The following is a 24702-nucleotide window of genomic DNA, read 5'->3' as shown; positions in this document are numbered from 1 at the left end:
AATTAGGAGGTTGCCGCATGTTATTTTCCGTGAAAGAGGTCTCCGAGCTGGCTCATGTGACCATCAAAACTCTGCATCATTATCATAAGATCGGTCTGCTTATGCCAAGTGAAATCAGCGAAGCCGGGATAACGATGCGAAAGTAACTGATTTTATCAACAATCATCTAGATTTCCTAAAGAGGCACGGACATAAACTTTCATCCGTGGATTTTGCCGCACAAACGAAGTTTTTTCTCCAGGATGATTTCCATTTAAGCATGCTGGAGAATCAACAAACCGGGCTGGCCTATTATTTGGCGGCTGCAGCGGAGGCCTATCAAGCACAAAGCGATCATTAAAATGAATCGGATCAATTCCCAATAGGGGTTGGTCCGGTTTTTTTGTCTGATGTTAGGGTTGATTTGCTTGCTGTTAAGATTGACAATTAAATATCCTAAGATTAGAATAACTAATGTTAGGATATTAGGCGAGGTTAAACCTTGATAGGAGGATGAAGCTTGACTGAACGCGATGCTGAAGGGGTAGAGCTTGATTTAAAGCTAATTCGCGTATTGAGAAACATGGTAAATGAGTTGTATAGGAGCCTAGAGCGAGACATTGACAGCTATGGCCTTAGTACGGAGAACTTTCGAATTCTAGAGCTTCTTTATAATAGAGGTGCACAGCCAATCCAAAAGATTAGCGATACCTTTACTATACCAAGCGGGAGTATCACCTACGTGGTGGACAAGCTTGAAAAAAAGGGATTGGTGGAACGGATTCCTATCCCGGGAGACCGTAGAAAAACGAATGTGTCACTAACGGCTGCTGGACGAAGCAGCTTTGATAATATTTTCCCGAAGCATGCTCAATTTATCTCGGATCAGCTGACTTTCGCGACGGACGAGGAGAAGTTCGAGCTTATAAATGTTATGAAAAAGATCGGTTACGGTATCAAAAATCGTGAAAACAAAGATAATCACAAGCAGGAGGACTAAGCATGGAAATAGGTGTAGATACATTCGTCGAGACAACACCGGATGTCGTAACCGGCGAGACGATCAGCCATGGAGAGCGTTTGCGCCAGGTTGTAGAAGAAATTGTTCTGGCTGATAAAGTCGGGCTTGATATATTTGGCGTTGGCGAGCATCATCGCAAAGAATTTGCGGATTCCGCTACTGCCGTTATTCTGGCTGCGGCCGCGCCAATGACGAAAAAAATCCGGCTGACCAGCTCAGTGACGGTGCTCTCTGCTGCGGATCCAGTTCGTTTGTTCCAGCAATTCGCGACGCTTGACGGCATATCGAATGGGCGCGCAGAGATTATCGCAGGGCGAGGTTCTATGGTCGATGCATTTCCTTTGTTTGGATATGACTTAAAAGACTATGATAGCTTGTTCGAAGAAAAGCTGGAGCTCTTATTAAAGCTTCGGGAATCGGAAAAAGTAACCTGGAAAGGCGGATTCCGACCGGCTTTTAATAACTTAGGCGTGTATCCGCGGCCCGTTCAAAACCAATTGCCAGTATGGCTGGGCAGTGGAGGCAACCCGGATTCGGTCATCCGCGCAGGTCAGCTTGGATTGCCGCTTGTATTAGCTATTATCGGCGGCAGCCCTCTGAACTTTGCTCCACTGGTACCCCTGTACAAGAAAGCAGCTGCCCGCGCCGGTCATGATGTATCGAAGTTAAAGATCGCCGTACATTCTCTCGGATACGTTGCAGAGAGCAACTCGCTGGCGGTTGATAAGTATTTTCCTCCTACGCAGGCATCCTTTAATTATTTCGGCAGAGAACGCGGCTGGGGTCAATACACACGCTCGCAATTCGATGCATCACGCACTTTGGAAGGTGCTTTATTCGTTGGCGATTCGGAGACCGTGGCTAACAAAATCCTGTTTATGCGCAAACAGCTAGGCTTTACGCGATTCTTCCTTCATCTGCCGGTAGGTACTATGCCGCATGAGGATGTTATGAAAGCTATTGAGCTGCTGGGAACCGAAGTTGCTCCAAGAGTTCGTGAATGATGAAGTAAGTTAATAGAGAATTGCTATAAAAAAAGAAAAAACTTGTAAACGCTTTCATTGATAAAAACCAGGCTGAATCAGAATGATGATTTAGCCTGGTTTTTTTGTGCGTAAACGCGGAATACGCATTTAAGTTCATGGAAATCTGTAAATGACATTGATGATCAGCAAAAATTATATCCAGTTGGATTTTAAGCAGCAAATTTAAATAATCAAATCAAACTGATCTAGAGATCAAGATCTAAAAATCTAAGATCAAAATCTAAATCTAAGATCAAAACTCTAAAGATCAAACTTAGAGATCAAGAAATCTAAGATCAAAATCTAAAGATCACGAACAAAGAGATAAAAAAAAGACTAAATAGAGAAATAAGAGATACAAAAGCGTAAATAACAAAATAAGCAAGTTAACAGCAAATCGGGTAGAAATCAAAGAAATCCTTTGGTGGCCCGATTTTACCTTAATAACTTTTTCACAAAACCCGTATTTTATACATATGTCTATAACTTGACCTAAAGCCTGCAGCCGTTCGCTTATTACTACTCCACCTATACAAACATTTATGCTTTCTCCTCGTGCCAAATTACATTTCATTCTTTTTATTTATAATGGAACTTTACCCGAGTTTTAATCTCAATTGTTGGGAAATAATCTGTATCAAGCATATTTGTTCTTTGTGTACTATTGTATTTAAAATTCACTTCTGCATGTACCCAATTAGCTGATGTAGCAGTATATTTATAAGCCTGATAATCTCCAGAGTACGGCTTGTCCCAATTTGTATATGTAGTATTTGAAATTGTTGTAGACTCTGGAACCTGCGCAAGTTTCGATTTATAACCCTGTCTCGTTTCCGTTTACGTAAGTCGGGATCCGGAACTTTGTGCATTTGGTATTATCAAGCTTTTCTTGTCTATCCATCCTCATAAAATTCTAGTTAATTCACTGTTGATTACTCGATGTGCTGCAACAAAATGATCTTTCGGACTAATCCCAAACGATGCAAATTGAACTTTTGATTGATTGGTAATAAATTGAACTTCATACTGCTTAGCATTTCCTACAAAAAAACTATTATATGTGGATGCGTGCGGTTTCACAATAAACGAAACATTGTGTATTAATTTCTTCTTACCGTTTAATGAATACACTTTGATTGTCACTCTAGCCTTCTCATGTTGATTCTGATTTAACGAGTTTACAACAATATCTTTGGATACAATCTTATCTTTCTCCGTTAAATTATTCAGAGGTCCAGTCGTATATTTACGGATCATACTCACACTCTCTTTCATTAATTAGACAGTATATGAAAGTCTATTGGTCGGGGATCAGAGTATAGACCAGAGCGATGAGAAGCACACCGAGCGTAATCGTACCGACGATATACAGGCGTACGTTCTCGCCTGAACCAAAGAATTTGCCTAGAAAGCCGAGCTCCGCTTTGCGCTTGTCGTTTTCCGCGTTCGCGGCGATGATCTTACTGGCTACCTTCGGATCTTGAATTTCGATTTTGTTCATACCGGCACGACCCCCTCTCCCGCAAAGAGACAAGAACTTGAAAAGGCCGCATGTATGCGGCCTTTTCGGTACATCAAACGATGTGAATGCAGGTATCTACACGATCCCTGCAAACGAGCTATAAAGTCAGTTCGACCACATGCTCCAATAGGTCGTCCTCCAGCGTGATAAACGGACTTTCGCCCATTAGATTCATGCTGAGCTCGGTCTCTTTACCATCGATCCTTAATGCCGTGCAGCCGCCGGATTTGCGCGACGGATTGCGGACGATGATTCGATAGGCCGTGCTCTTGTACGTATACGTAACGGTAAATTCCGGCCATTCCGCGGGGATGCAAGGTTGGATCAGAAGCTTTTGTCCCCTTTTCTTTAGCCCTAATATCCACTCGATTCCCGCTTGGTACATCCAGCCAGCAGCGCCGGTGTACCACGTCCAACCCGCATGTCCGCGATGCGGATGTTCCGTATAGACGTCAGCCGCCATGGCGTAAGGTTCCCCGACATAAGTGCGGGCGTCAAATGAGGACTTTGTGTGCGTGATCGGGTTGAACATATGGAATAACTCGAAAGCCTTGTCCCCATCCCCGAGTATGCTCCACGCTACAATGCTCCAGATGACACCATGCGTATATTGTCCTCCATTCTCTCGAATGCCTGGCGGATAGGCTTGGATATAGCCCGGGCTAGGCTTTGTCTTGTCAAATGGAGGCGTCAAAATATGCGCGACGGCAAGATGTCTATCGACCAGCTCCCTGTCGAAGGAGTGCATCGCCTGCTGCGCGCGTTCCTTCGGCGCCATACCGGATATGACCGACCAGGATTGGGCAATAGCGTCAATGCGGCATTCCGCATTGCGGACGGATCCGAGCCATTCTCCGGAGTCGGTGAACGCGCGTCGGTACCAATTTCCGTCCCAAGCTTCCTGCATGTCATTCTCCAGCTTGCTTCTCGCGCTCAGGTAACGCTCCGCGCGACTTCGCTTGCCATACCGCTCGCAGATTTCGGCAATGCCGCTCAGAACTTCGCCAAGGAACCAGCCCAGCCACACGCTCTCGCCGCGCCCTTGCGGACCGATATTGCTCATACCGTCGTTCCAATCACCGATTCCCATGAGCGGCAATCCGTGTTCGCCGAAGCGAAGCGCCCGATCAATCGCGCGGAAGCAGTGTTCGAGTATCGTCCCGTTCTCCTCCGACAGAACCGTCTCTTCGTAACGTTCGTGCTCGTCTTCCTTCAGAAGCTCACTCTGCAGGAAAGGAGCCGTTTCCGTTAATAAGCTCTCATCCTCCGTTTGCTCCAAATAACGGATAACGGCATATGGCAGCCAGAGCAGATCGTCCGAAAATCTCGTGCGGATACCGCGGTGCGTCTCCTCGTGCCACCAATGCTGGACGTCCCCTTCGCGGTACTGGTGCGAAGCATGGCGAATGATCTGCGCCCTTGTCATTTCCGGCCGGACATGCAGCATGGACAACGAATCCTGAAGCTGATCCCGGAATCCGAAGGCGCCTCCCGATTGATAAAATGCCGTGCGTGCCCACATCCGACAGGACAACGACTGATAGAGCAGCCAGTTGTTCAGCATAATATCCATTTCGGCCGAAGGCGTAGCAACCTGGATCGTGCCGTTTATGTCTTTCCAGAAGGCGCGCGCATCCCGATAAGCCTTTTCGCAGGCGTCCGCTTCGCTGTACTTTCGGGCCAGCTGGGTCGCGGCATCTCGGGAATCGCCGCAGCCGAGCAGGATATAGACGACGCCATCCTCGCCGGGTTCGAGCGATACGATGCCCTGAATCGCTCCGCAGGCATCATGGACCGGTCCCGTCTCTTCCGAAAGACGCACTTTGCGCATTGCGGCTGGATCTTCCAAGTCACCTTCCCGTCCGATGAATGACAGCCGGCTTCCCGTCCAGGACGGGCCGGACTCTAATGTTCGCGGATGCATGGCAAGGAATGGCGTCGCTTTACGGAACGTGTCCTGATAGGTGTTTCGAGCAAGCAGCATCTGATGTTCTGAATCCCATTCCGTAACGATATGGGAGGCGTTCTCTTCGCGATTCACGCCAATCACCCACTCGGCGTAGTACGTCACGGACAGCTTCCGTACGTCGCTCGTTTCATTCGTCAAGCGCAGCCGGATGATCTTGACGGGATCGTCCAGAGGGACAAATACCGTCATCTCATGCGATAGACCATGACGCTCATGCTCGTAGCGCGAGTAGCCTTGTCCATGCGACACGGTATGCACCGTCTTGGATTCCGCTTTCCGGGATGGCGTCATCCCCCAATATTCACCGCTCGATTCATCCCGTATATAAACAGCTTCGCCAGGCGGATCCAGGGCGGGATCGTTGGACCATGGCGTTAGCTTGCATTCACGGCTGTTGCTCCACCAGGTCTGCCCGGTGTACAGCTCCGAAGCCAGGAAGCCGAAATTCTGGTTTGCAATTACGTTGATCCAAGGAGCGGGCAGATGCTGTCCGTTGCGAAGCACGATCCGGTACTCGTCACCACCCGTCGAGAAGCCTCCGTATCCGTTAAAGAACAGACCCGCGCCTTCGTCCCGCGATGGCTTGTCGGAATAAAGGTTCTGCGGCGAAGTCGGCACCAGCTCGGGTAACTGCCCGGTGCTTCCCGACTCGCGAGGCAGGAGCTGGGCTCTCAGACTTGGTCCTTCCGCATGCAGCAGCAGCCGCGCCGCGGCGAACAACAGATTCTTGTCCTCTTGGGATTGCTCGGTTGCCGCGACGATATGAACGCCGGCGCCATTGTTAAGGTTATGGACGTGCTGCTCGATCATCCGCTGCAGCGAATCGCGAAGCTCCTGCTGATAACCGCCGGAGGACTCGTTCCAAATTACGAGATCGAAGCTCAACCCCTTCCGGCGCAAATATTCATAACCGACCAGGAGTTTATTCATGAACGGCAGGCTCGACGTTTCGGCCACGCTCACCAATATGATCGGCCTGTCGCCGGAGACGCCATGCGCCCACAAGCCAGGCTGCCCTTTCGTATTCGCGGAGATGCTTGCCTCCTGCTCTGGACGAAGCGGAGATGCGAACAGGACCCGACCGGCCAGCAGCTGGTAAGCGGACGCCTCCTGTTCGCCGATGCGTAAATGCTGCAGATCGATTTGGCTTCGCGTCCATGCCATTTGGAAGGTACGTTCTGCCTGCGAGGCGGACGACAGCTGCGAAACGATTTCAAGCGCCTGTTTTTTGCTCTCGGCTGCTCCGGTTACGGCTGTCAGGCTGATCTGCTTGCCAGGTTCAACATGCACTCGCTTACGCATGATAAAAGCCGGATCGGCAACGGCACCGAAGGTGCCGCCTAGCCGGGCTGCCAGTCCGCGCGGATTGGCAAGCGTATGCCCTCTGCCGATAAAGGCTGCGCGGTCCGTCTCGAATTCTGCTGCTCCTTGATCCTCGTCAACTCGCAGCGTGTGAAAAGCCCATAGAGCTTTCTCGTCATCATTGCGAGGGCGTTTGCGGGCTAGCAGGCACTGCTCCTCCGAAGCAAACTCCGTTTGAACGAAAAGCTTGGTAAAGGAGGGATGAGCCTTGTCCGCGTTGTGCGCGGCCATGGCTAATTCCATGTACGTCGTTATTTCGACAATTCGGGCCTCCTGCGTCGCGTTGGTCAACGTCAACCGGCGCAGCTCCGCATTATGCTCGGTCGATACGGTCACCTCGAGCTTCGTCTGCAGCCCGTCATCCTCGCGGAGAAACGTTGTCCGTTCCTTGCGAAACTGAACGCTCGCCCGATCCGCCTGCTTGCGGCATGGCAAATAGGTCGGGGACCAGCAGACACTTTTCTCCACGTCCCGAATATAGATGAAGCTGCCCCAAGGATCCATCACCGGATCTTCCCGCCAGCGGGTCAAATCCAGTCCGTTATATCGGATGAAGCCGCTGCCGGTTTCCGTCAGGACCGTCGTTAACGAACCGTTCCCATGCACGTTCGCCTCAGGCAAAGGCGCGGGCACCTCCGCGAATTCGCGCAGCGGTTCGTTCTGCGGCAACTTGGTTTCGCCACCGCTTCGCGACCTGCCGGGCAGCTCCCGATTGAGAAGCGCCGCCTTCTGCGGAATCCGCTCGATCAGCAGCAGCTCGGCGGCCTGAACGCGTTTATCCGAATGAAAATAGTTGATCATGCACGACGGCACCAGCATGTTGGCCAGCGTAAGCAGGCTCATGCCTTGGTGATGCGCCATGAAACTGCGGATAATCTTGTAGGTTTCTCCCTGCGGCATACGCTGAGCGGTGAAATCGACCGCCTCGTAATAGCCGTATTGTCCTCGCCCTCCGAGCTGATCCAAACGCTCCAAATTTTGAAGGCCTTCGCGCAGCGCGAACGGAAGCGCCATGATCGTGGCATAAGGCGCGATGACCGTGTCTTCCTCAAGCCCGCGCTTATACCCCAGCCCTGGCACGCCAAAGGCGCGATATTGGTAATTCAGCTGATAGTCGTACGCATAATAGCCTGATTCCGAGATGCCAAAAGGCACGTTGCGTCCCGTGGCGTATGCGATCTGACGCCGCACGACCCCGCGGTAGGTACTGTCCCAGACCGTGCCCGGATAGGTTCGCATAATCAGCCAAGGCATCATGTATTCAAACATCGTGCCGGACCAAGAGATCAAGGTCGCGTGCCCGCCTTGCTGCTTGGCCGTGCGGCCAAGCGCCATCCAATGGGAGACCGAAATTTGACCGAGCGCAATGGCAACGAAGCTTGTTTGCCTTGCTTCCGATGCGAGCAAGTCGTAGAGTATCGTTTCCCGTTGACCCGAATCGGCATGGTAGCCGAGCACAAACAGCTTTGCCTTGTTGTCATAGAGCTGTCGGAAATCGGTTGAGACGATCAGCCGTTCCAAGCGGTCGACAAGCTCATAACCCTGACCAATCCAACCGGTCGTTGCATGCATCGGCTCATCTTGCTTCACATTGGATTCTCGTCGCGCTTCGTACATTTCCTCCGGATGAATGCGATCCAGTTCGATGGCAAACTCCGTGCCAACGGCCGCTAATGGAGCTTGCCCGCGCCGCCGGGAACCTTTGCCCCATCCGTCCGTCTGAAGCCAGCGAATCAGACCTTGCTTGACCGTCATCAGACTGGCCACGAAGTTGCCGGAATCCACCGTCGAGACATAAGACGGACGAAGCAGCTCCAGCGTTGAAGTGTCGTACCAATTGTACAAATGGCCGTTCCACTTCTCCATCCGTTCGATCACGCCGACCGTTCGCTCGAGCCGTTCCACCAGCATCGGCGTTGTGATGAATTCCAACTCTCTCGCGGCTAGGGCCGCCGTCAGCAGAAACCCGATATTGGTTGGCGACGTTCGGTGAGCAACGCCGTTCGGGGGCTCGATTTGCACGTTGTCAGGCGGAAGATAGTGATCCTCTTTCCCCGCATAGTCCTCGTAGAACTGCCAAATTTCTTTCGCCAAGGTGCGCAACTGCTCCGCGTCAGCGGCTTCAAGCGGCCGCTCCGCTTTGAGAACGGGTTGATCAAGCCAGCGCACGGCAACCGGAGCAAGCGCCCAGAAGAGGCAAAGGGCCAGTCCGAACAACAGAAGCGGGATGCTAGGCTGCAGGACAACCGCGGCCGCGAATAGCAAGATTAACAAGTAGCCCCCCCTGCCGCCAAGAATCATGCGGCGCCGTGCCTCGGCTTGGCTTCGTTCCGTCTGCGAGAAGCTGGTCCATTCCAGCATCCCGCGCTTGCTGACGGCCATGCGGTATAGCGTCTTGACGATGGCGTCCAACAACACGGCCGTCTGAAACGGAAGCGTCCAGAATCCGATGCCGGCCATTACCAGTGTCGACAGCACATGCTTTGAATGCGTACCTGCCGAATTCATGATGGCTAGCTGCCTGATTAAGGGCAGCAGCAGAGTGAGGAACAAGAACGCAAGCCAGCGTGCCGGATAGCCGGGCAAAACGGTCACGGCCAACCCAAACAGCACGAGCATCGCGATAGGCAGCAAGCTGCGCCGCAGGTTGTCGATAATCTGCCACCGCGTGAGCAGAGACAGATCGATCGGTTGCAGCTCTCCGCGCCGGTCGCAAAGCTTGGTGCGGAGCCAGCACAGGAGCTGCCAGTCTCCTCGAACCCATCGATGCATCCGTTTTTGAAAAGATAGAAAAGTGGACGGGTGCTCTTCGATTAACTCAATGTCGGACACGAGCGCCGCCCGCAGAAATCCGCCTTCAAGCAAATCATGGCTAAGCACGGTATTGTCCGGAATGCGCTCGCCAAGCAATTGAGCGAATACGTTGACGTCAAAAATTCCTTTACCCGTAAAGATGCCGGTACCAAACGCGTCCTGGAACGGATCGGAGACCGTAAAGGCATAAGGATCGATGCCCGGATCGGACCAGAAATGAGCAAGCCGAGAACGCATGGCCGAATCGTGGCTGGTGCCGATACGGGGCTGCAGGACGCCATACCCTTCCACTACCCTTGTGCCCGCCTTGTTTAAGCGAGGTCGGTTGTAAGGGAAATGCAGCGTACCGATCAGCCGCTGCGCGCTTCCGATCGGAAGCTGAGTGTCGGCATCCAAAGTAATGATATAGCGAATACCGGGCAGGACCTTACGGTCGCCGTGCGTTACCGCATAGCTGGTATCTTCGCTGCCGCGTAACAAGTTCACGAACTCGACCAGCTTTCCCCGTTTTCGCTCCCAGCCCATGAACGTGCCTTCGCCGGGATTCCAATGTCTGGCTCGTTGGTAGTAATGGAAGGTTGTGCCGCTGTCCCCGTACATACGGTTCAAGCGGTCGATGCGGGCTTTGACCGCGGCGACAAGAATCTCGTCCGAAGGAAGGTTTTCTTCTTTCGCATCGGTGAAATCGCCGAGCAACGCGTAATGAATATTCGGGTCCCGATTGCCTAAGTAATGGACCTCGAGCCGATCGGCAAGCTCCTCCACTTCTTGGACCGTTGACCATATAGCCGGTATGACGACCATTGTCGCAGCTTCCGCCGCAATCCCGCTCGAATAGTCGAACCGGAGCAGCGGTTTGGCCCGGCAGATTCGCTCAATCCCAAAGTTTAGGCCAGTCATCACCCACTCGCTTACCGGGAACAGAAGAGCAAGGAATACCGCCGCAATGCCGGCGGTCGTTATGGTATTCCAATCGACGACCCAAGCCGCCACGACAACCAGCAGCAGCATGAACAGGGCCAGCAGAGAAGAGAAATAGTTCATGGGCGCGCTTTTGACTAAGCCTTTGAGCGGCATCGTTCGCGGCTTGCTGCACTTATTCAACGCTTGAACCAGGCTTTTTATACCTGCCGGCTCAAAGACGTAATAGGCAGCAAAAGCTTGGCGCGTTAACTCTTCCTGCGCATGCTCTTGTTCCGTAGCTTTGTTCTCTATATGTACCGGAATCACGGAGCCGCGTTCATAGGCATGCTTTGCAAGCGCGAGCGATTGCGAAGCGACGAGACTTTCCGGTACCCGAAGTCGTCTTGCCACTTCCTCGATCCGATTTAAGATTCCATTCCTGCTTGATGTATCCAGGCGAGGGTAAAGACCCGTCACATCCTCGCGCATGGTGCGATCGAGCAGACTAATCGCCTCGAACAGTTCCTCCCAGTTCCTTCGTTCGTTGCTGCGCAGGCTCGTAATGAGGTTGCCCGCTTTTATCTGATAAGAGACTTGGAGCCTGGCTTCGTACGTGACGATTCGATCAAGATCGTCCGAGCCGTTCTCGTACGTACAAACGAGCCATTCGCGTACGGCAGCCGAATCGCCCGACCATTCCCGCAGATGGCTTATGAGATGCGCGGCCCATGGACCGGACAACGGCGGGATCTGACCTGCTTGCTCCAATGCCGTACCGATCGTTTCGGTGCTTAGTCTGGCCGGTTCTATCTGCTTTAACAGCTGCTCAACCTGACTGCATACTTCCCGCCTGTCCCGGACCAATGCCATGGTTTCAGCGATCTTCCCGATAAGAGAGACTTTGAGCATGATCGGAATCAACCGGGTCTCGGCCAGCGTCAGTACGGATATTTCCTGATAAGCGCCAAGGAAAGCCAGCAGCGTCCTCTCGTCCAGGATGCCTTCCACTTGTTCCAGATATGCCAAACAAAGCGCGTGGATACGCAATCGTTCTTCTCCACGCAGTCGGGGCAGATGGATAAGCACTGACTCGGACAAATGCATCTTCAGGTTCAGCACTTGTTCCTCGATGAACTCCGCATTGTCTAGCAGCCATTCTTCGGCTTGCTGACCGCAGCCGACTGGCGCATCCTGCAGCAAAGCGACGAAAGCTCGGATTCTAGCGATGTCGGTTTCGACTTGTCTTTTTATATAACCTGACCGGCCGGCCGCGGACTTGATCTGTTGCTGAAGCGCCAGCTCGTGCGCGCGCTCTCTGAGTTGTTCATTTGTGGTAGACATGAATGGTTCCTCCGGAAGAAATAGGTTAGAATTCAGCAAACGTACTTTTTCGTCCGGTTCGTGAAGAAATATTGGACCATCTAATCATTTCCATTTTAAAGGGCTTTTATAAAATACTCCTTTCAACTTATTCTCCAACGACAATAAACCAGATGCCTCATTTAGACGGCATCTGGCACTGTTCTTCAACATTATGTCATATTCAAATCGTTCAACAGCTTAGGTGCCGCCTCGATGACGGAACGAGCAATCGCTTTACTCTCCGTATTGTTCCTCCACAATCTCAGCTAGCTTCGCCTGTCACAGGTAATGCCTCGGCGCTTGGAAGGTCACGGTGACGACGCCCGGATGGCGGGCGATTTCAATTGAGCCGGTAATCATGGCACGGTTCATAATTTCGGGTACCGTCACGTTGATCAGCTTCCAAAAGTTCCTCGAGGGAGCGAACACGGCTGTATCAGTTGTTTCATTTAGCAGTTGTATCATTTCATATAGCGATATTCTAGGAGATTCTTCAAATTTGAGATTTTCTGCAGCAGCTTCTCCCCGACATTGGTTTCCCTCACCAGCTTCCGCTCCAGTTCTTTGTCCACCAGCCTTTTTACAGACAATACGTCCGTTCCGTTACATAACACATCTTCTTTTGAAATAAATTTCTGATGGGCAACGAGCTGCATGCCAAAGGAATTATACAACAAGGTATATCCGGCGATGCCCGTTGTGGATTGATAGGCTTTGGAAAAACCGCCGTCAATGACAACCATTTTCCCGTTTGCTTTAACGGGGTTCTCTCCACGAATTTCTTTAACAGGCGTGTGGCCGTTAATGATATGACCATGATCCGGATTCATAACAAACTCCAGCAGGATTTTCCGGCATATCTCCTCAACTTCACGCAGATGGTAATAGGGGTTCTTTCTCTCCTTATAGGTTTCTTTATCTTGGATAAAGTACCGTTCAAAGGTGGTCATTTCTTTCTTTCCAAAGAGCGACGAACATTCCCCTGTCCAGATGTACCATACCATATCCGTAGCCAGATCATCCGTATCTTCCGGGTGCGCAAAGGCGTAACGTAAATAATATTCAAAAACATCGAGCAACTGACGGCCCGAATACTTCTTGTCTTCAATCTGCATTTCTTCCATGTTTCCTTCTTCATCCAAAGGAATGCAGCCGTGAAATAACAAATTCCCGTTATATATTAAATAAAGGCTACCCTTTTTCATAAGAAAACTCATATGTCTGGCCAGCTTTTCGGAATGCTGAACGGATAACAGCAGCTTTTCCATTACCTGTTGTTCTTCCTCCAGCAATTGTTCAGGCTGCTGCGGATTTACGGTTGCAAAACAGGTGTTTTCCAGCGGGTAAGTTTTTCCGCCGATCTTGATTTCATTCTTGTCGTAATCGATCTGCTCAAGCAAAAGCCTGTTAGACATATTAAAGTATGGGCGTCTCTTGATAATCGGGATTTCAAGCTTAAACTGAATCATGGCAATGGCTTGATGAATTTTGGTGATCTGCAGGATTTCCTGCTCCGAGCCGTTATGGTCGGTCTGCAGCTTTGGTCTAAAAGCCGGATTGTCATTATAGTATTTCTCCGCCAAATTGAGCAGTGGACGAAGATTGATTCCGTATACGTCTTCGATGATGTCCAGATTGTCGTATCTGGCGCAGATCCGGATAATATTCGCAAGGCAGACCAAGGAACCCGCATAGGCGCCAATCCACAGGACATCATGGTTCCCCCACTGAATGTCTACGGAATGGTAGTCGATCAGCGTGTCCATGATTTTATCGGGGTCCGGCCCGCGATCATAGATATCCCCGACCACATGAAGATGGTCAACCACCAGGCGCTGGATCGTATAAGCAAGGCCAATAATAAGCTTGTCCGCCTGGCCCAAGGAAATAATTTGCCGGTATATTTCCTCATAATAAGGGTCTTTATTGTTGGTCAAATCCGTCTTGTATAGAAGCTCTTCTACAATATATACGAACTGCTCCGGCAGAGCCTTGCGCAATTTGGCCCGCGTATATTTGGATGAGGCGAATGAAATGAGCTTAAGCATTTGTTCAATCGTTTTTCTATACCATCGGTTTAAGGCTTGTTTATTGCACAGGTCTCCTTTAACCAGCTGTATTTTTTCTTCCGGATAATAGACTAACGCCGTAAAATCATTGATTTCATGATCCGTCCAATCCTCACGGAACAAGGCTTTGATTTTCTCTTTTACGGTGCCTGAACCGTTTCTTAGTACATGCTGAAAAGCTTGGAACTCCCCATGCAAATCACTGACAAAATGCTCAGTTCCCTTGGGAAGATTGGAGATCGCTTCAAGGTTGATGATTTCTGTTACAACTTTTTCTTCCGTATCATATTTCTGGGCTAATAAATCTAGAAACTGCGCATCCAAAATAGATATCCTCCTTCAAGGAAATATGGTTATGTATAAGAGGTTTTTTTTAATGGGGCTAGCCGCGTATCTTTAACCTTTATTCGTTAGTTATTTCCCTTTTCCGAATCCAAATAAAACCTTGCCTGTCATCGCATCAATTACGGTACTACTAATGTCTAAAGGTTGTTTTCCTGGTCTGGTGTCTGGTATGTAGTCGTCTGGAAGCAGTCCTTTTAATGTGATTATCCAGACAGGTATTTCCGATATTGATTTTTATTTTTCAATATCATTTTACCAAGGGAGTTCAGCAAAAAGCAGCCGAACTTTATATGCCGCGGCTGCTGTCGTGTTGTTGAGCTATAGTATCCCGTTAGTTTAGTTTTAATAATCATTTCATCGATTCGGCTATCTTAATCATCTTCTTTTTTGATATTTCAGAGCTGACTATCTCAATATAAGTACCTTCTTGTATCCATCGTATAAACCCACCTGGCTTGGAACTTTTCCCCCATGGAGTAAACCGTGCTTCAAGTTCGTTAAATTTAATAATTTCACCGCTCATATCAAAAATTTGAAATCCTCTTCAACATGCCGATAATGAGCCTATTCAATCGATGTTTCTGCTGTAATTCACTCATCCAGCGGCTCAGTTTTTCAAACCCTTCAATACTATTGGTGAATGAGAGATGGCGTTTCGAAACCACTATTCCGCGGAAATTTGTAGCTTGTGCGACATGTATCTCTTTCGCCATTTCGCCATATCGATCCCTATTACAAGATGCGAGGTAGTGATTTGTTCAACCCGTTGATTTTGTGCATCTATTTCCTTAAACTTCATAGTAAGAGGTAAAAATGGCAACTGATCAAACCGAATGAGCTGCCATTTTGTTTTTATGAACTAACGCTCCTTCGTTACCGTAACCAAAGCGCCCCCATCATTACGCTCTCTTCGTGAAAATCTGGAAGGTGACGCCGAATTTGTCGGTCACCATGCCGTACGCTGGGCTGAAGTGGATCTCTTGCAGAGGGAGAACCACCTGCCCGCCCTCCTTCAGCGCCTCATAATACTTCCGGGCCTGCTCCTTATCGACGACGGTGACGCAGATATTCACCTGCTTGCCCTGCGCGAACCGGACCTCCGGATTCGTATCGGCGACGAATAGATCCGTTCCTCCGATCTTCAGGACGGAATGGGCCAATCGGTCCCTCGCCTGCTCCGACACCGCTTGTCCGGCTTCTCCGGGCGCTTCACCGAAAGTCTGCTTAAATACCACCTTCGCGTCCAGTGCTTGTTCGTAAAAGGCGATCGCCTCACGGGCGACGCCGTCCAACATAATAAACGGGGTCAGTTGCACTTCCATGGTTATACAGCTCCTTCAACCTTTAGGATTGATCTCTCCCTGCTAGTGTAATCTTTAATAGTGACAACTCTTGTCATAATCAGCAGTTTTTTACGAACATATCGATCACACTCAACCCGGAAATCCGTTGTAATCTCCCAGTAACCTGACCGTTAGAGTGGAAAAGGCAGCCTATCGCTTTGGCCAGCTGCCGCAGACAGATAGCACCGCTTTACCAAGCGGAACTCAAAGAAGTGATCCAAGCTTATGAGGTAAATGATCTGCCCCTTTCAAAGACAATTGAGCTTCTTAGTCAAAAGATGCAGGAGATCGAAAGAAAAAAAGATGAATTGGAGCAAGTTCAAACACATCTGGCACGGATGCTGGCAAACAAGATGGCATTGTTGAAATCTGCGGAAAAAGAGAGTTAACAGGAATTACATATTGAAAAGCTATTCGATTTCAAATCATGCAGGGCATGCAAGGCAGATCTTCAATAAATCAAAACAACCTTAGTCCGGCGAACCGCTGAGCTAAGGTTGTTTTTCAATTCTATATGTTTTACTTTGCTTTAATACGATGCTCCATGCCGAAAAAGAACCTGTTTCACATGCTCGCTGCCTGCTGCTTGATTCGGAAGTTTAGCCCCTGCTTGGACGAGGTTTTCCGCAACCTCGGCATAATTCCCGTCAGGATTTAGAATATGAAGCGATCCCCAGATACAACTGTTTAATGGAGTTCCCCCGAATTCATTTAGGACATCCACAGAGGCACCATGGTCTATGAGCAGCTGGACGATCTTATCATTACCTTGTCCCGCGGCATGATGAAGGGCGGTCGCAGAACGTTCACTTCGGCGAGCATCGACATGAAAACCAACTTCGAGCATGAGTTGAACGGCATCCGTTTGATTATTCCATGCCGCATCCGCAATGAAGCCCTGCTCTTCCGGCTGAAGAGATTGGACAATACCCGGATATTCCATTAATAGGCTGTCGACGGCTCTTCGATCTGCCCGCATACAGGCAAGCAGCAATCTCTGCTCAACTGAACTATAGGACAACATAAGTTCTGTGATTTCTTCATGACCTAGCCGCTCCGCGAAAAAGAGCGGTCTCATAGCTCCGCCAATATTGTATTCATAAATATGACCTCCTGGAGCGGTGAAGTCGCCTTTCCCTACCTGTACCTGTAACAAGTTCGGATCTTCCTTCAACATACGGCGGACAAGGTTGATGTCTCCTAGCTTACAAGCCATAAAAATATCCGTTTGCGCACCACGTTGCACGAGATGCCTGCACCGCTCCAGGTTGTTCACAGCATATTGAGCAGGAGTACCGTTGTGGTCTAAATCTCGCCTATCAATATCGGCACCGTGACTCAGCAGGAAATCGATGATCTCTGGCGAACCGGCATAATGCAAAGGAACCTGCCCATCCGGCCCACGCAGATTGACGATGTCCGGCTCCTCTTCCACCATTTTCCGAAGAGCATCCAGCTTTCCCAGTGCAGCCGCAGCATGCGGATCCACTATGGCTCCCTTATCGATAAGATAACGGGATAAGTCGTAATGATCATGATGCAGAACGCCGAAGCCTCCCGCCCACCAGCTGCTCTTGGCGTTGATATTCGCCCCATACTCCAGCAATACGTCAACCATCTTTCGGTCTCCCCTATTTGCGGCACTTACAATCGCAGGCGCATCAAAAGCAAACCAAGGTTCGTCGATTTTTACGGCCAGCAACGGATGCAGTTGCAGTAATCGCTCTACAGCTTCCGGGTCGTAACCGCTAACACCTTGTTTAAATTGTTCAATGATACTCTTATCTAGCTCATCATCTGAAATCACCAAATGGTTCTTCTTATCGGTCATAATTCGATTATTCCTCCTAGCGAGTTCGAAGCTTGTTATAAAAATACTTTTAAAATAGTCCAATGTCTAGCTACTATCGTGTGTTATTGAACTATCAAGTTCTCCTTAGTACAACGGATCCTATGTGTACCTATTTTTAATAAATAAGGTCATCTCTAGTTTCAATCCCATGTAGATCGCAATAAACTTTATATTTATTCAGGACAGTATAAATGTCGTCTTGCCCAATAATTTGACCGTTCTCATCAAAATACTGAAGAGAGCCGCTCAATATAAAAAGAGTTACTACTTCTTCGTCTTGTGTAATAAGGGTATGAATGTCGCCTGGAGGCTCAAATATAAAGGTTCCTGGAACAGCAACCCATTCGCGCCCTTCATATCTCCATTTGCCCTGAATATTATAGCCAATTACCGATCCTCCAGTGTGTCTATGTCTTCCCAAAATCTGATTACTCTTAATCTTAAATAAGTAAATCCATGTTCCGGTGTTTAGATCAAAACGTAAAGGTTTGAAATAACATGAGTGATTATCAGTAAACGGAACCCAGGGTAGATCTTCAATGTTCACGATACGTTCTGGTAACTGAAATTTCTCTGCGAGTTTTATAACTGATTCTTCAATAAGGGAGTTCATTGAGAGCACCTTCATTCAATTTGTTTGGTCATATTTAGTATTCTAAACCCTCCTCAATTTCCCTTTATTTCCATACTCTGTTGTTGCGCTAAACTGCCCTTACTAAAAAAAGGAGCAGCTGCCGTTGCGACATACTACTCCCTGATGGTTGAACTAATGTTCCCAGTTAGCGCAAAGCTGACTATACGATTTTTTAAATATTAATCTGCAGTCTCTCCGCATGATATTTAAAAAATTCAAGAGAACGTTCTTTCATTTCACTGTCACCCCTCACAAGCTTGAGTTAAACTAGATCTAAACTAGTCTTAAGGGAGGAGAACGGAAATATGGACGTGAAAAGCAAGGTTCAGCTCTATTTAGATCGAATCGGCTATGACGGACCGCTAGACAGAAGCGCTCAATCGCTCGCAGATCTGCAGGACTGTCATCTTCACGCCGTGCCTTATGAGAATTTGGACATTGTGCGCGGCATGCCGATCTCGCTTGAGATCGATCACCTATTCGATAAAATTGTCGTCAGACGGCGCGGAGGTTATTGCTTCGAGTTGAACGCGCTGTTCGGATGGCTGCTGCGCGAGCTGGGATACCCTGTAACCGATCTGTTCGCCCGCTTTTGGCGCGACGAGCCGTCCCCTCCTCCGAAACGCCGCCATCAAGTGTTGAAGGTTGAAGCTGGGGACCAAACCTATTTATGTGACGTTGGCGTCGGCGGCATCGTTCCCCGTCGGCCAGTCGCCATGGTCGAGGGGCTTCCGCACCGGCAGGGCGATGAAACTTACCGATTGGACAAGGACCCTTACTACGGCTGGATGCTGTGCGAACTGAAGCATGGAGAATGGTGCCGGCTCTATTCTTTCACGGAGGAGCCGCAGCTGCCGAAGGATTATATCATGGCCAGCTATTGGTGCGAACATGCGCCGGACTCGATCTTTACGAAGGCAGAGATGGTTGCCATCCGCACCCGTGAGGGCCGGAACACGGTGGCCGGAAAGGAATTCCGCCTGTTTGCCCAAGATGGGGTCAACGTGTTCACGCCCCAATCGGACGAAGCATACAAGGAAGCGTTACGCCAGCACTTTGGGATTCAGCTGGATTAGTCGTTTAAATACAAGAACTGCCTATCGTCAGTATTCTAATGACAACAGGCAGTTTCTTTGTATGCGCTAACCCTTCACCGCGCCGACCATGCCGCTAATAATTGCTTTTGGAGGAACAAGAAGATGATTACAATCGGCAGATGCTAGCGTTCCAATCATTAGCCTTAATTTTCAGATTGACGTTACTTTACCATTTGCTAAAAAAGCGACGATACAACCCTCTTCTACGTTCCCCGCGCAGCTGGACATAAATTTGAGTAGTGGATGCTTTTTCATGTCCTAAATAAAAGATGATGAATTCCGGTATATTCTTTATTTCGTGCTGATCACGTGGTTGAACTCATACATAACATGGTGATAAAGGAAGGTGATAATCATCATGCGAGTGATCATTACTTTAGCATGTACGGAGTGCGGTGCCCGTAATTACACGACAATGAAAAACAAGAAAAATAATCCGAGCCGCCTGGAGCTTAGCAAATATTGTCCTTCTCATAAAAAGATGACGCTTCATCGAGAGACAAGATAAGTAAGGAAGGGAGCATATCAAAGTGCAACTGAACTAAATTCCCCGATTGTAGCTTAATCAGAATTTGCGTCCTCAGATCAGTTGCAGCGCCGCTGTCGATCTGACCGCTTCTACCGCACAAGCCGACAATTGCGATTCATCATCGAACACTGACGCCGTTACGGTTGGTTCTTCGCCATACAGGTAACACCGTCGATAGGTATATACCCAGTTCTATTACAGATGATGCCGAGACAGACGGTAATATCGCTCTGAATTTCCTACCATGCTGCTTTACGTGCAGGGAGCGGATCAACGGTCAGAGCCATTCGGTTGCAGAGTCGCTGCATCAGCTCAAACTTCACTGAGGTGTATGCGTGGTCATTCCAGGCATTTCGGTTCTCTTTCGGATCGGCCAGCAGATCGTAAAGCTCGCCTGAGTTGTCATTATGGTACAAAACCAGCTTATGGCTATCTGTTCGGACCATTGTCGCCCACGCTCGCAGATCGCCGTGCGGAAAGTTAGCGTCGTAGGATTCGCAGTACACATCCTCGCGATGATTGGGCGCATCTTCTCCCTTGTTTAATAGTATCGGCCAAAGTGATTTGCCCTGCATCCCCGTGTAGGTCGGGATTTGCGATGCCTCCAGCAGGGTTGGTGCCAGATCGGCCAGCTCGACCAGTGAGGCAATACGCCGCCCGCCATGGATTCCCGGTCCACGGACAATGAGCGGCACGCGCACGCTGCAATCGTAGAAATGCGGTCCCTTCAAATACATGCCGTGATCGCCGAGCAGCTCGCCATGATCGGACATAAAGACGACAATCGTATTGTCCAGCTGTCCACTGCGCTCAAGCGAATCTAGCATGCGTCCGACCTGATCGTCGATCAAATCGCACATCGCCCAATAGGCCGCGCGGATCAGGCGGTGATCGCGCTCACTCATGTCGGATGCGGCAAGATGCCCCCTCATGCCATATGCGCCATCCCGGTCTATTCGTTGATACACCGGCTTGTTTTCAAGTTCCCCTTCTTCATAGTTTGGAAGAGGAATTTCATCCAGCCGGTCCAGGTATCTGTCAAGGTATTCCTTTGGCGGATCAAACGGATGATGCGGATCGAATAGATTAACAAGGAAAAACCATGGCCGTTCATAGTCTGAATTGGTTTCAATAAACTGGACGGCTTTCTCCGCGCACCAAGTCGTCTGATGATCCTCAGCATCCGGGCCGCAATTTACGTAAGGGGAATTTTCGAAAGGCCGGGGCGAGAAGGTTTTTCCTTTTCCTTTCAGCCACTGCGTATATTCGTTAGTCGGCCACTCAGCATTAGGATGATGCGACCAGAAAAATTGATCGAAGCCGTCATCGATCCTCCGCTCCGTTCCTTTGTTGACAGAGGGGTGGCACGCGGACAAATGAAGCTTGCCTGCAAGACCGCAAATGTATCCTTCCTCGGAAAGAAGCTTGGAGATAAGCTTCTCGTCTGCCGGTATGTCCTGACCATTCGCTCGGCATCTTGTCGTTCTCGGGTAACGGCCTGTCAGAAAGCTGGCTCGGCTCGGCGTACATACCGGGCTCTGGCAGAATGCCTGCTCAAACAATACTCCTTCGGCAGCCAGACGGTCAATATGCGGTGTATTCACCCATTGGTTCCCGTAAGCACCAAGTGTATCCTGCCGCTGCTGGTCGGTACAAATCCATAAAATATTCGGTTTCTTCAACGCAAATCCCTCCTCATTCCATAGGTATCGAACGGCTCTCCTCCGTAAACGCGGGTCTCGCGAGAACGTACGCCGCCCCTACCAAGGGGCGGTCTTGAGCAGCCCGGGATCCGCCGTATCCATCAGCCGGCGGCACAGACGCTCCATCAGTTGCAGCTTTATGCCCGCCGAGGCCGCATCGTTCCACTGATTGCGGCGTTCCTGCGGATCCTCGTCGAGATCGTAGAGCTCGCCTTCCTGCGCCGGGCCGTGCACAATCAGTTTATGCGTCTCGGTACGAAGCATCGTACCGCTGGCCTTGGCTTCTCCGTTAGCCCGCACTTCGTCCACCTCGCATAAGACATCTTGCCGATGTCTAGTCTTATCCCCTGTCAGCAGAGGCATAAGAGATTTTCCCTGCATCTGAGGGGCAGCGGGTAGTCCCGCCGCTTCCAACAGGGTAGGCGCCAGATCCAGCAGCTCCATCAAGGAGGATATTCGCTTGCCAGACTGAAAGACACCCGGATATGAGACAATAAGCGGCACGCGAACGCTGCAATCATAGAAATGAGGCCCTTTCAAGTAAATGCCATGATCGCCGAGCAGCTCGCCGTGATCAGACATAAAGATAACGATCGTATTGTCCAGCTGTCCGGTCCGTTCAAGCGCCTGCAGCATTTTACCTACTTGCTCGTCAATGAGATCGCACATGGCCCAGTAAGCGGCACGCAAATATTTGTGATCCCTTACGCTCATTCGGGAAAACGGATACAAGTCCGGATTAGCATAAGCGCCGTTATGATCCCGTGTCTGCACGCTTGGCTTGAACCTCAGCTCACCTTCCTCGTAATCTGGATGCGGAATCTCGTCCAGCCGTTCCAAGTACCGTTTCATATGGCTTTTCGGCGGATCAAACGGATGATGCGGAGCAAAGATATTGACGGAGAATAGCCAGGGCTGCTCGAACCGCGCATTCGCTTCAATAAAATCGACGGCTTTCTCCGCGCACCAAGCCGCTTGATGATCCTCGGCATCCGGTCCGTAGACAACATTCTCGCATTCAGGCAGGGAGCAGGTCTCGTAGGCCTTTCCTTTCTTCCGCAGCCATTGGGAATATTCATTGACGGGCCAATCCTCCTGCGGGTGATGGGACCAATTAATGACGTCGTAGCCATCCTTGATTCGCGGTTCCATTCCCTTGCTGACGGAAGGGTGGCAGGCAGACAGATGCAGCTTGCCGGACAAGCCGCAGGTGTAGCCGGCTTCCTGAAGCAGACGTGTCACAAGAACCTCCGTTTCCGGAATACTTTGTCCATTCTTCATATAGCCCGTCGTTCTGGGGTAACGTCCAGTCATAAAGCTGGCGCGGCTGGGGGAGCAAATCGTTGATTGGCAATAGGCATTTTCAAAAAGAGTCCCCTGCCGCGCCAAAGCGTCGATATGCGGCGTCTGAACCATCCCATTTCCGTAACACCCCAACGTATCAAAACGCTGCTGATCGGTACAAATCCATAGAATGTTCGGTTTCAATCGGCTCCGCCCTCCTTTTTGTACTGGGCGGTATATGCCTCGTTATAGATTTCCAGATATCGCTTTAAATTCATCCCGTCCAGCGTAGAGAGGTAGGTGTTCCAGTCTTTGGCCAGCGAAAGGTCGCCGATAATAAAGCGGGTCTTGCTCTCCTGCACATAGTCCATAATCGTCTTCTGGAGCATGGTCAGTTCGGCTGCCTGCGCTTCGTTGAAGAAGATAGGCGGCACTTCCTGCTCCTTGGAGCTCTTGTACGGCTCGTAATTGTTCACCGTTGCTTCATAGAGCTTGCGCGGAACCGAGACAGTATCGGCGGCAAGCCCCTCGAACATTTCCTTTGAGAAATGATACGGCGTCGTCTGCATCCATGAATTATTCTGCAACGTGCCGAATCCGATTAGGCGAACCCAGGCAGCCGGGCCGCCATTCAGGCCGGCTGCGCCTTCGTCAGGCTTCTTCCAGCCGACCCCTTCCGTGCCGATATTCGCTCTTAGCGAAATATCGCTGTTGAACAAGGCATCCCCCCACCGGAAGGCAAGCTCAGGATCCTTGGCGCTGCTCGTAATCAGGAAGTTCCCACCGGCGTTGCTATAATACAAATACGGGGTCTGTTGCAAACCGGACGGCCCCTTCAGCGGCGGAACCGCAACAAAGTCCTTCCACCGGTCCTTGCTTACGTCAGTAAACTGCGCGAACGATGATGAGGCGACTACGCCAATCTTCGGATCACCGTTCTCAACCTGGGCTTTGAGCTGGCTGTTGTTCTGGGTGAACGATTCATCGTCAATCAAACCCTCTGCGTATAGCTTGTGCAGATTGGCCAGCCCTTCCTGATAGCCGTCCTGGACGTAGTCGGCATTAATTTTGCCGTTATCGTCGAATAACAGCTGGTTTGATGTCAATTTATGCAAAACAAACGAGTTCATCAGGAAGCTGTCTATGCCAGTCAAACTGTCCTGTACGCCGCCGGACATCGGAATTTCGTCCTTCTTGCCGTTGCCGTTAGGATCCATGGTCTTGAACGCTTTCAGTACCGATTCGAATTCGTCGGTTGTCGTCGGCATGGCCAGATTCAGCTTTTTCAACCAGGGCTCGTAAATCCACATTTTCTGCGGCGCCATCGTATGCGGGTTGCGGTCAATGCCGCTGAGCGCGTATATGCTGCCATCCGGCGCCGTAATAGCTTGCTTGACTTCCGGGTACTTGTCGAATAGCTGTTTTGTCTCCACCCCGTATTTATCGATCAAATCGTTCAGTGGCAGGAAGATGCCCTGCTGGCCGTAAACCATTTGCTGAGCCGAGCTGACGCCAAAACCAACGATAACATCTGGGAGATCCCCGCTGGTTAGGGCCAGATTCAGCTTTTCCTGCGCTTCCTGAGGCGGAGCGAACTTCCATTCTACATGAACATTGGTCAGCTCCTCGTAATATTTCGTGAAATCGTTGGTCTCGTAATCCTGAACATACGGGCTTTGCACCGCCAGCACTGTAAGCGTCTTTTTGTCCTTCGATAACGGGAACGTGCCAGCCGCATCGGATGCTTCGGCGCTGGCGCCGGCGGTATTTGCCGAAGGAGCCACGTTGTTGTCTCCATTCCCGTTCGAACAAGCGGTGACCATGGCTGCTAAGACGGCCGCCAGCGATAAAGCAAGCGTTTTTTTCATCTTCTTCCCTCCAAGCAATAA

General features: G+C 50.1%; 16 protein-coding genes and 1 pseudogene. 6 read left to right on the top strand and 11 right to left on the bottom strand.

What is annotated here, in order from left to right:
- Nucleotides 1-17 precede the first annotated feature (17 nt).
- The 3 genes and pseudogenes from PJDR2_RS32510 to PJDR2_RS16590 all read left to right on the top strand — a co-directional run bounded on the left by PJDR2_RS32510 (nt 18) and on the right by PJDR2_RS16590 (nt 2004).
- A pseudogene (locus tag PJDR2_RS32510) lies at nt 18-340 on the top strand (MerR family DNA-binding transcriptional regulator).
- A 159-nt stretch (nt 341-499) separates the two neighbouring features.
- On the top strand, nt 500-979 hold the full coding sequence (locus tag PJDR2_RS16595; RefSeq protein ID WP_015844868.1) for a MarR family winged helix-turn-helix transcriptional regulator: 480 nt from the start codon (nt 500-502) through the stop codon (nt 977-979).
- A gap of 2 nt (nt 980-981) precedes the next feature.
- On the top strand, nt 982-2004 hold the full coding sequence (locus PJDR2_RS16590) for an LLM class flavin-dependent oxidoreductase (protein ID WP_015844867.1): 1023 nt from the start codon (nt 982-984) through the stop codon (nt 2002-2004).
- A gap of 924 nt (nt 2005-2928) precedes the next feature.
- Here PJDR2_RS16590 and PJDR2_RS16585 read toward each other — a convergent pair.
- The 6 genes from PJDR2_RS16585 to PJDR2_RS16555 form a co-directional block, all read right to left on the bottom strand.
- Entirely contained in the window at nt 2929-3282 is a 354-nt protein-coding gene (locus tag PJDR2_RS16585; protein WP_015844866.1) for a hypothetical protein, read from the bottom strand.
- Between the two features lie 40 nt (nt 3283-3322).
- Nucleotides 3323-3526: a hypothetical protein gene (locus PJDR2_RS16580; protein ID WP_015844865.1), complete on the bottom strand. Its 204-nt coding sequence runs from the start codon at nt 3524-3526 to the stop codon at nt 3323-3325.
- A 118-nt stretch (nt 3527-3644) separates the two neighbouring features.
- Nucleotides 3645-11936 (bottom strand): GH36-type glycosyl hydrolase domain-containing protein, encoded by an 8292-nt coding sequence (locus PJDR2_RS16575; RefSeq protein ID WP_015844864.1) that lies wholly within the window; start codon nt 11934-11936, stop codon nt 3645-3647.
- A gap of 482 nt (nt 11937-12418) precedes the next feature.
- Entirely contained in the window at nt 12419-14350 is a 1932-nt protein-coding gene (locus PJDR2_RS16565; protein ID WP_015844863.1) for a fructose-1,6-bisphosphatase, read from the bottom strand.
- A gap of 370 nt (nt 14351-14720) precedes the next feature.
- Nucleotides 14721-14894: a DUF4367 domain-containing protein gene (locus PJDR2_RS33860; protein ID WP_083778147.1), complete on the bottom strand. Its 174-nt coding sequence runs from the start codon at nt 14892-14894 to the stop codon at nt 14721-14723.
- Between the two features lie 376 nt (nt 14895-15270).
- Nucleotides 15271-15693, bottom strand: a complete 423-nt coding sequence (locus tag PJDR2_RS16555) for a VOC family protein (RefSeq protein WP_015844862.1) — start codon at nt 15691-15693, stop codon at nt 15271-15273.
- A 179-nt stretch (nt 15694-15872) separates the two neighbouring features.
- Here PJDR2_RS16555 and PJDR2_RS16550 point away from each other — a divergent pair, with 179 nt between their 5' ends.
- Complete coding sequence (locus PJDR2_RS16550; protein ID WP_041613485.1) at nt 15873-16103, top strand: hypothetical protein; 231 nt, start codon at nt 15873-15875, stop codon at nt 16101-16103.
- 140 nt (nt 16104-16243) lie between these two features.
- Here the strand turns inward: PJDR2_RS16550 and PJDR2_RS16545 are convergent, their stop codons facing one another.
- Entirely contained in the window at nt 16244-17545 is a 1302-nt protein-coding gene (locus tag PJDR2_RS16545; RefSeq protein ID WP_015844861.1) for an ankyrin repeat domain-containing protein, read from the bottom strand.
- A 136-nt stretch (nt 17546-17681) separates the two neighbouring features.
- Nucleotides 17682-18179, bottom strand: coding sequence for a 2,4'-dihydroxyacetophenone dioxygenase family protein (locus PJDR2_RS16540; protein ID WP_015844860.1), 498 nt, complete (start codon nt 18177-18179; stop codon nt 17682-17684).
- A 326-nt stretch (nt 18180-18505) separates the two neighbouring features.
- Here PJDR2_RS16540 and PJDR2_RS16535 point away from each other — a divergent pair, with 326 nt between their 5' ends.
- Entirely contained in the window at nt 18506-19276 is a 771-nt protein-coding gene (locus PJDR2_RS16535) for an arylamine N-acetyltransferase family protein (protein WP_015844859.1), read from the top strand.
- Between the two features lie 379 nt (nt 19277-19655).
- Nucleotides 19656-19805 (top strand): 50S ribosomal protein L33, encoded by a 150-nt coding sequence (rpmG, locus tag PJDR2_RS32495; RefSeq protein ID WP_015844858.1) that lies wholly within the window; start codon nt 19656-19658, stop codon nt 19803-19805.
- A gap of 260 nt (nt 19806-20065) precedes the next feature.
- On the opposite strand, the gene PJDR2_RS16530 is transcribed toward rpmG, so the two are convergent.
- From PJDR2_RS16530 to PJDR2_RS16520, 3 genes are all read right to left on the bottom strand, one after another.
- Complete coding sequence (locus PJDR2_RS16530; RefSeq protein WP_015844857.1) at nt 20066-21508, bottom strand: sulfatase; 1443 nt, start codon at nt 21506-21508, stop codon at nt 20066-20068.
- A gap of 78 nt (nt 21509-21586) precedes the next feature.
- Nucleotides 21587-23017 (bottom strand): sulfatase, encoded by a 1431-nt coding sequence (locus PJDR2_RS16525; protein WP_015844856.1) that lies wholly within the window; start codon nt 23015-23017, stop codon nt 21587-21589.
- The gene (locus tag PJDR2_RS16520; RefSeq protein ID WP_015844855.1) at nt 23014-24681 is read right to left on the bottom strand and encodes an extracellular solute-binding protein; all 1668 of its coding nucleotides are present in this window, start codon (nt 24679-24681) and stop codon (nt 23014-23016) included. Before PJDR2_RS16520 ends, PJDR2_RS16525 begins: the two co-directional genes overlap by 4 nt.
- Nucleotides 24682-24702: the final 21 nt, after the last annotated feature.

Source organism: Paenibacillus sp. JDR-2 (assembly GCF_000023585.1).
In the GTDB taxonomy this organism is placed as follows: Bacteria; Bacillota; Bacilli; order Paenibacillales; family Paenibacillaceae; genus Pristimantibacillus.
Note: the sequence above shows the minus strand (reverse complement) of the source record. Positions and strands in the feature narration are given on the sequence as shown.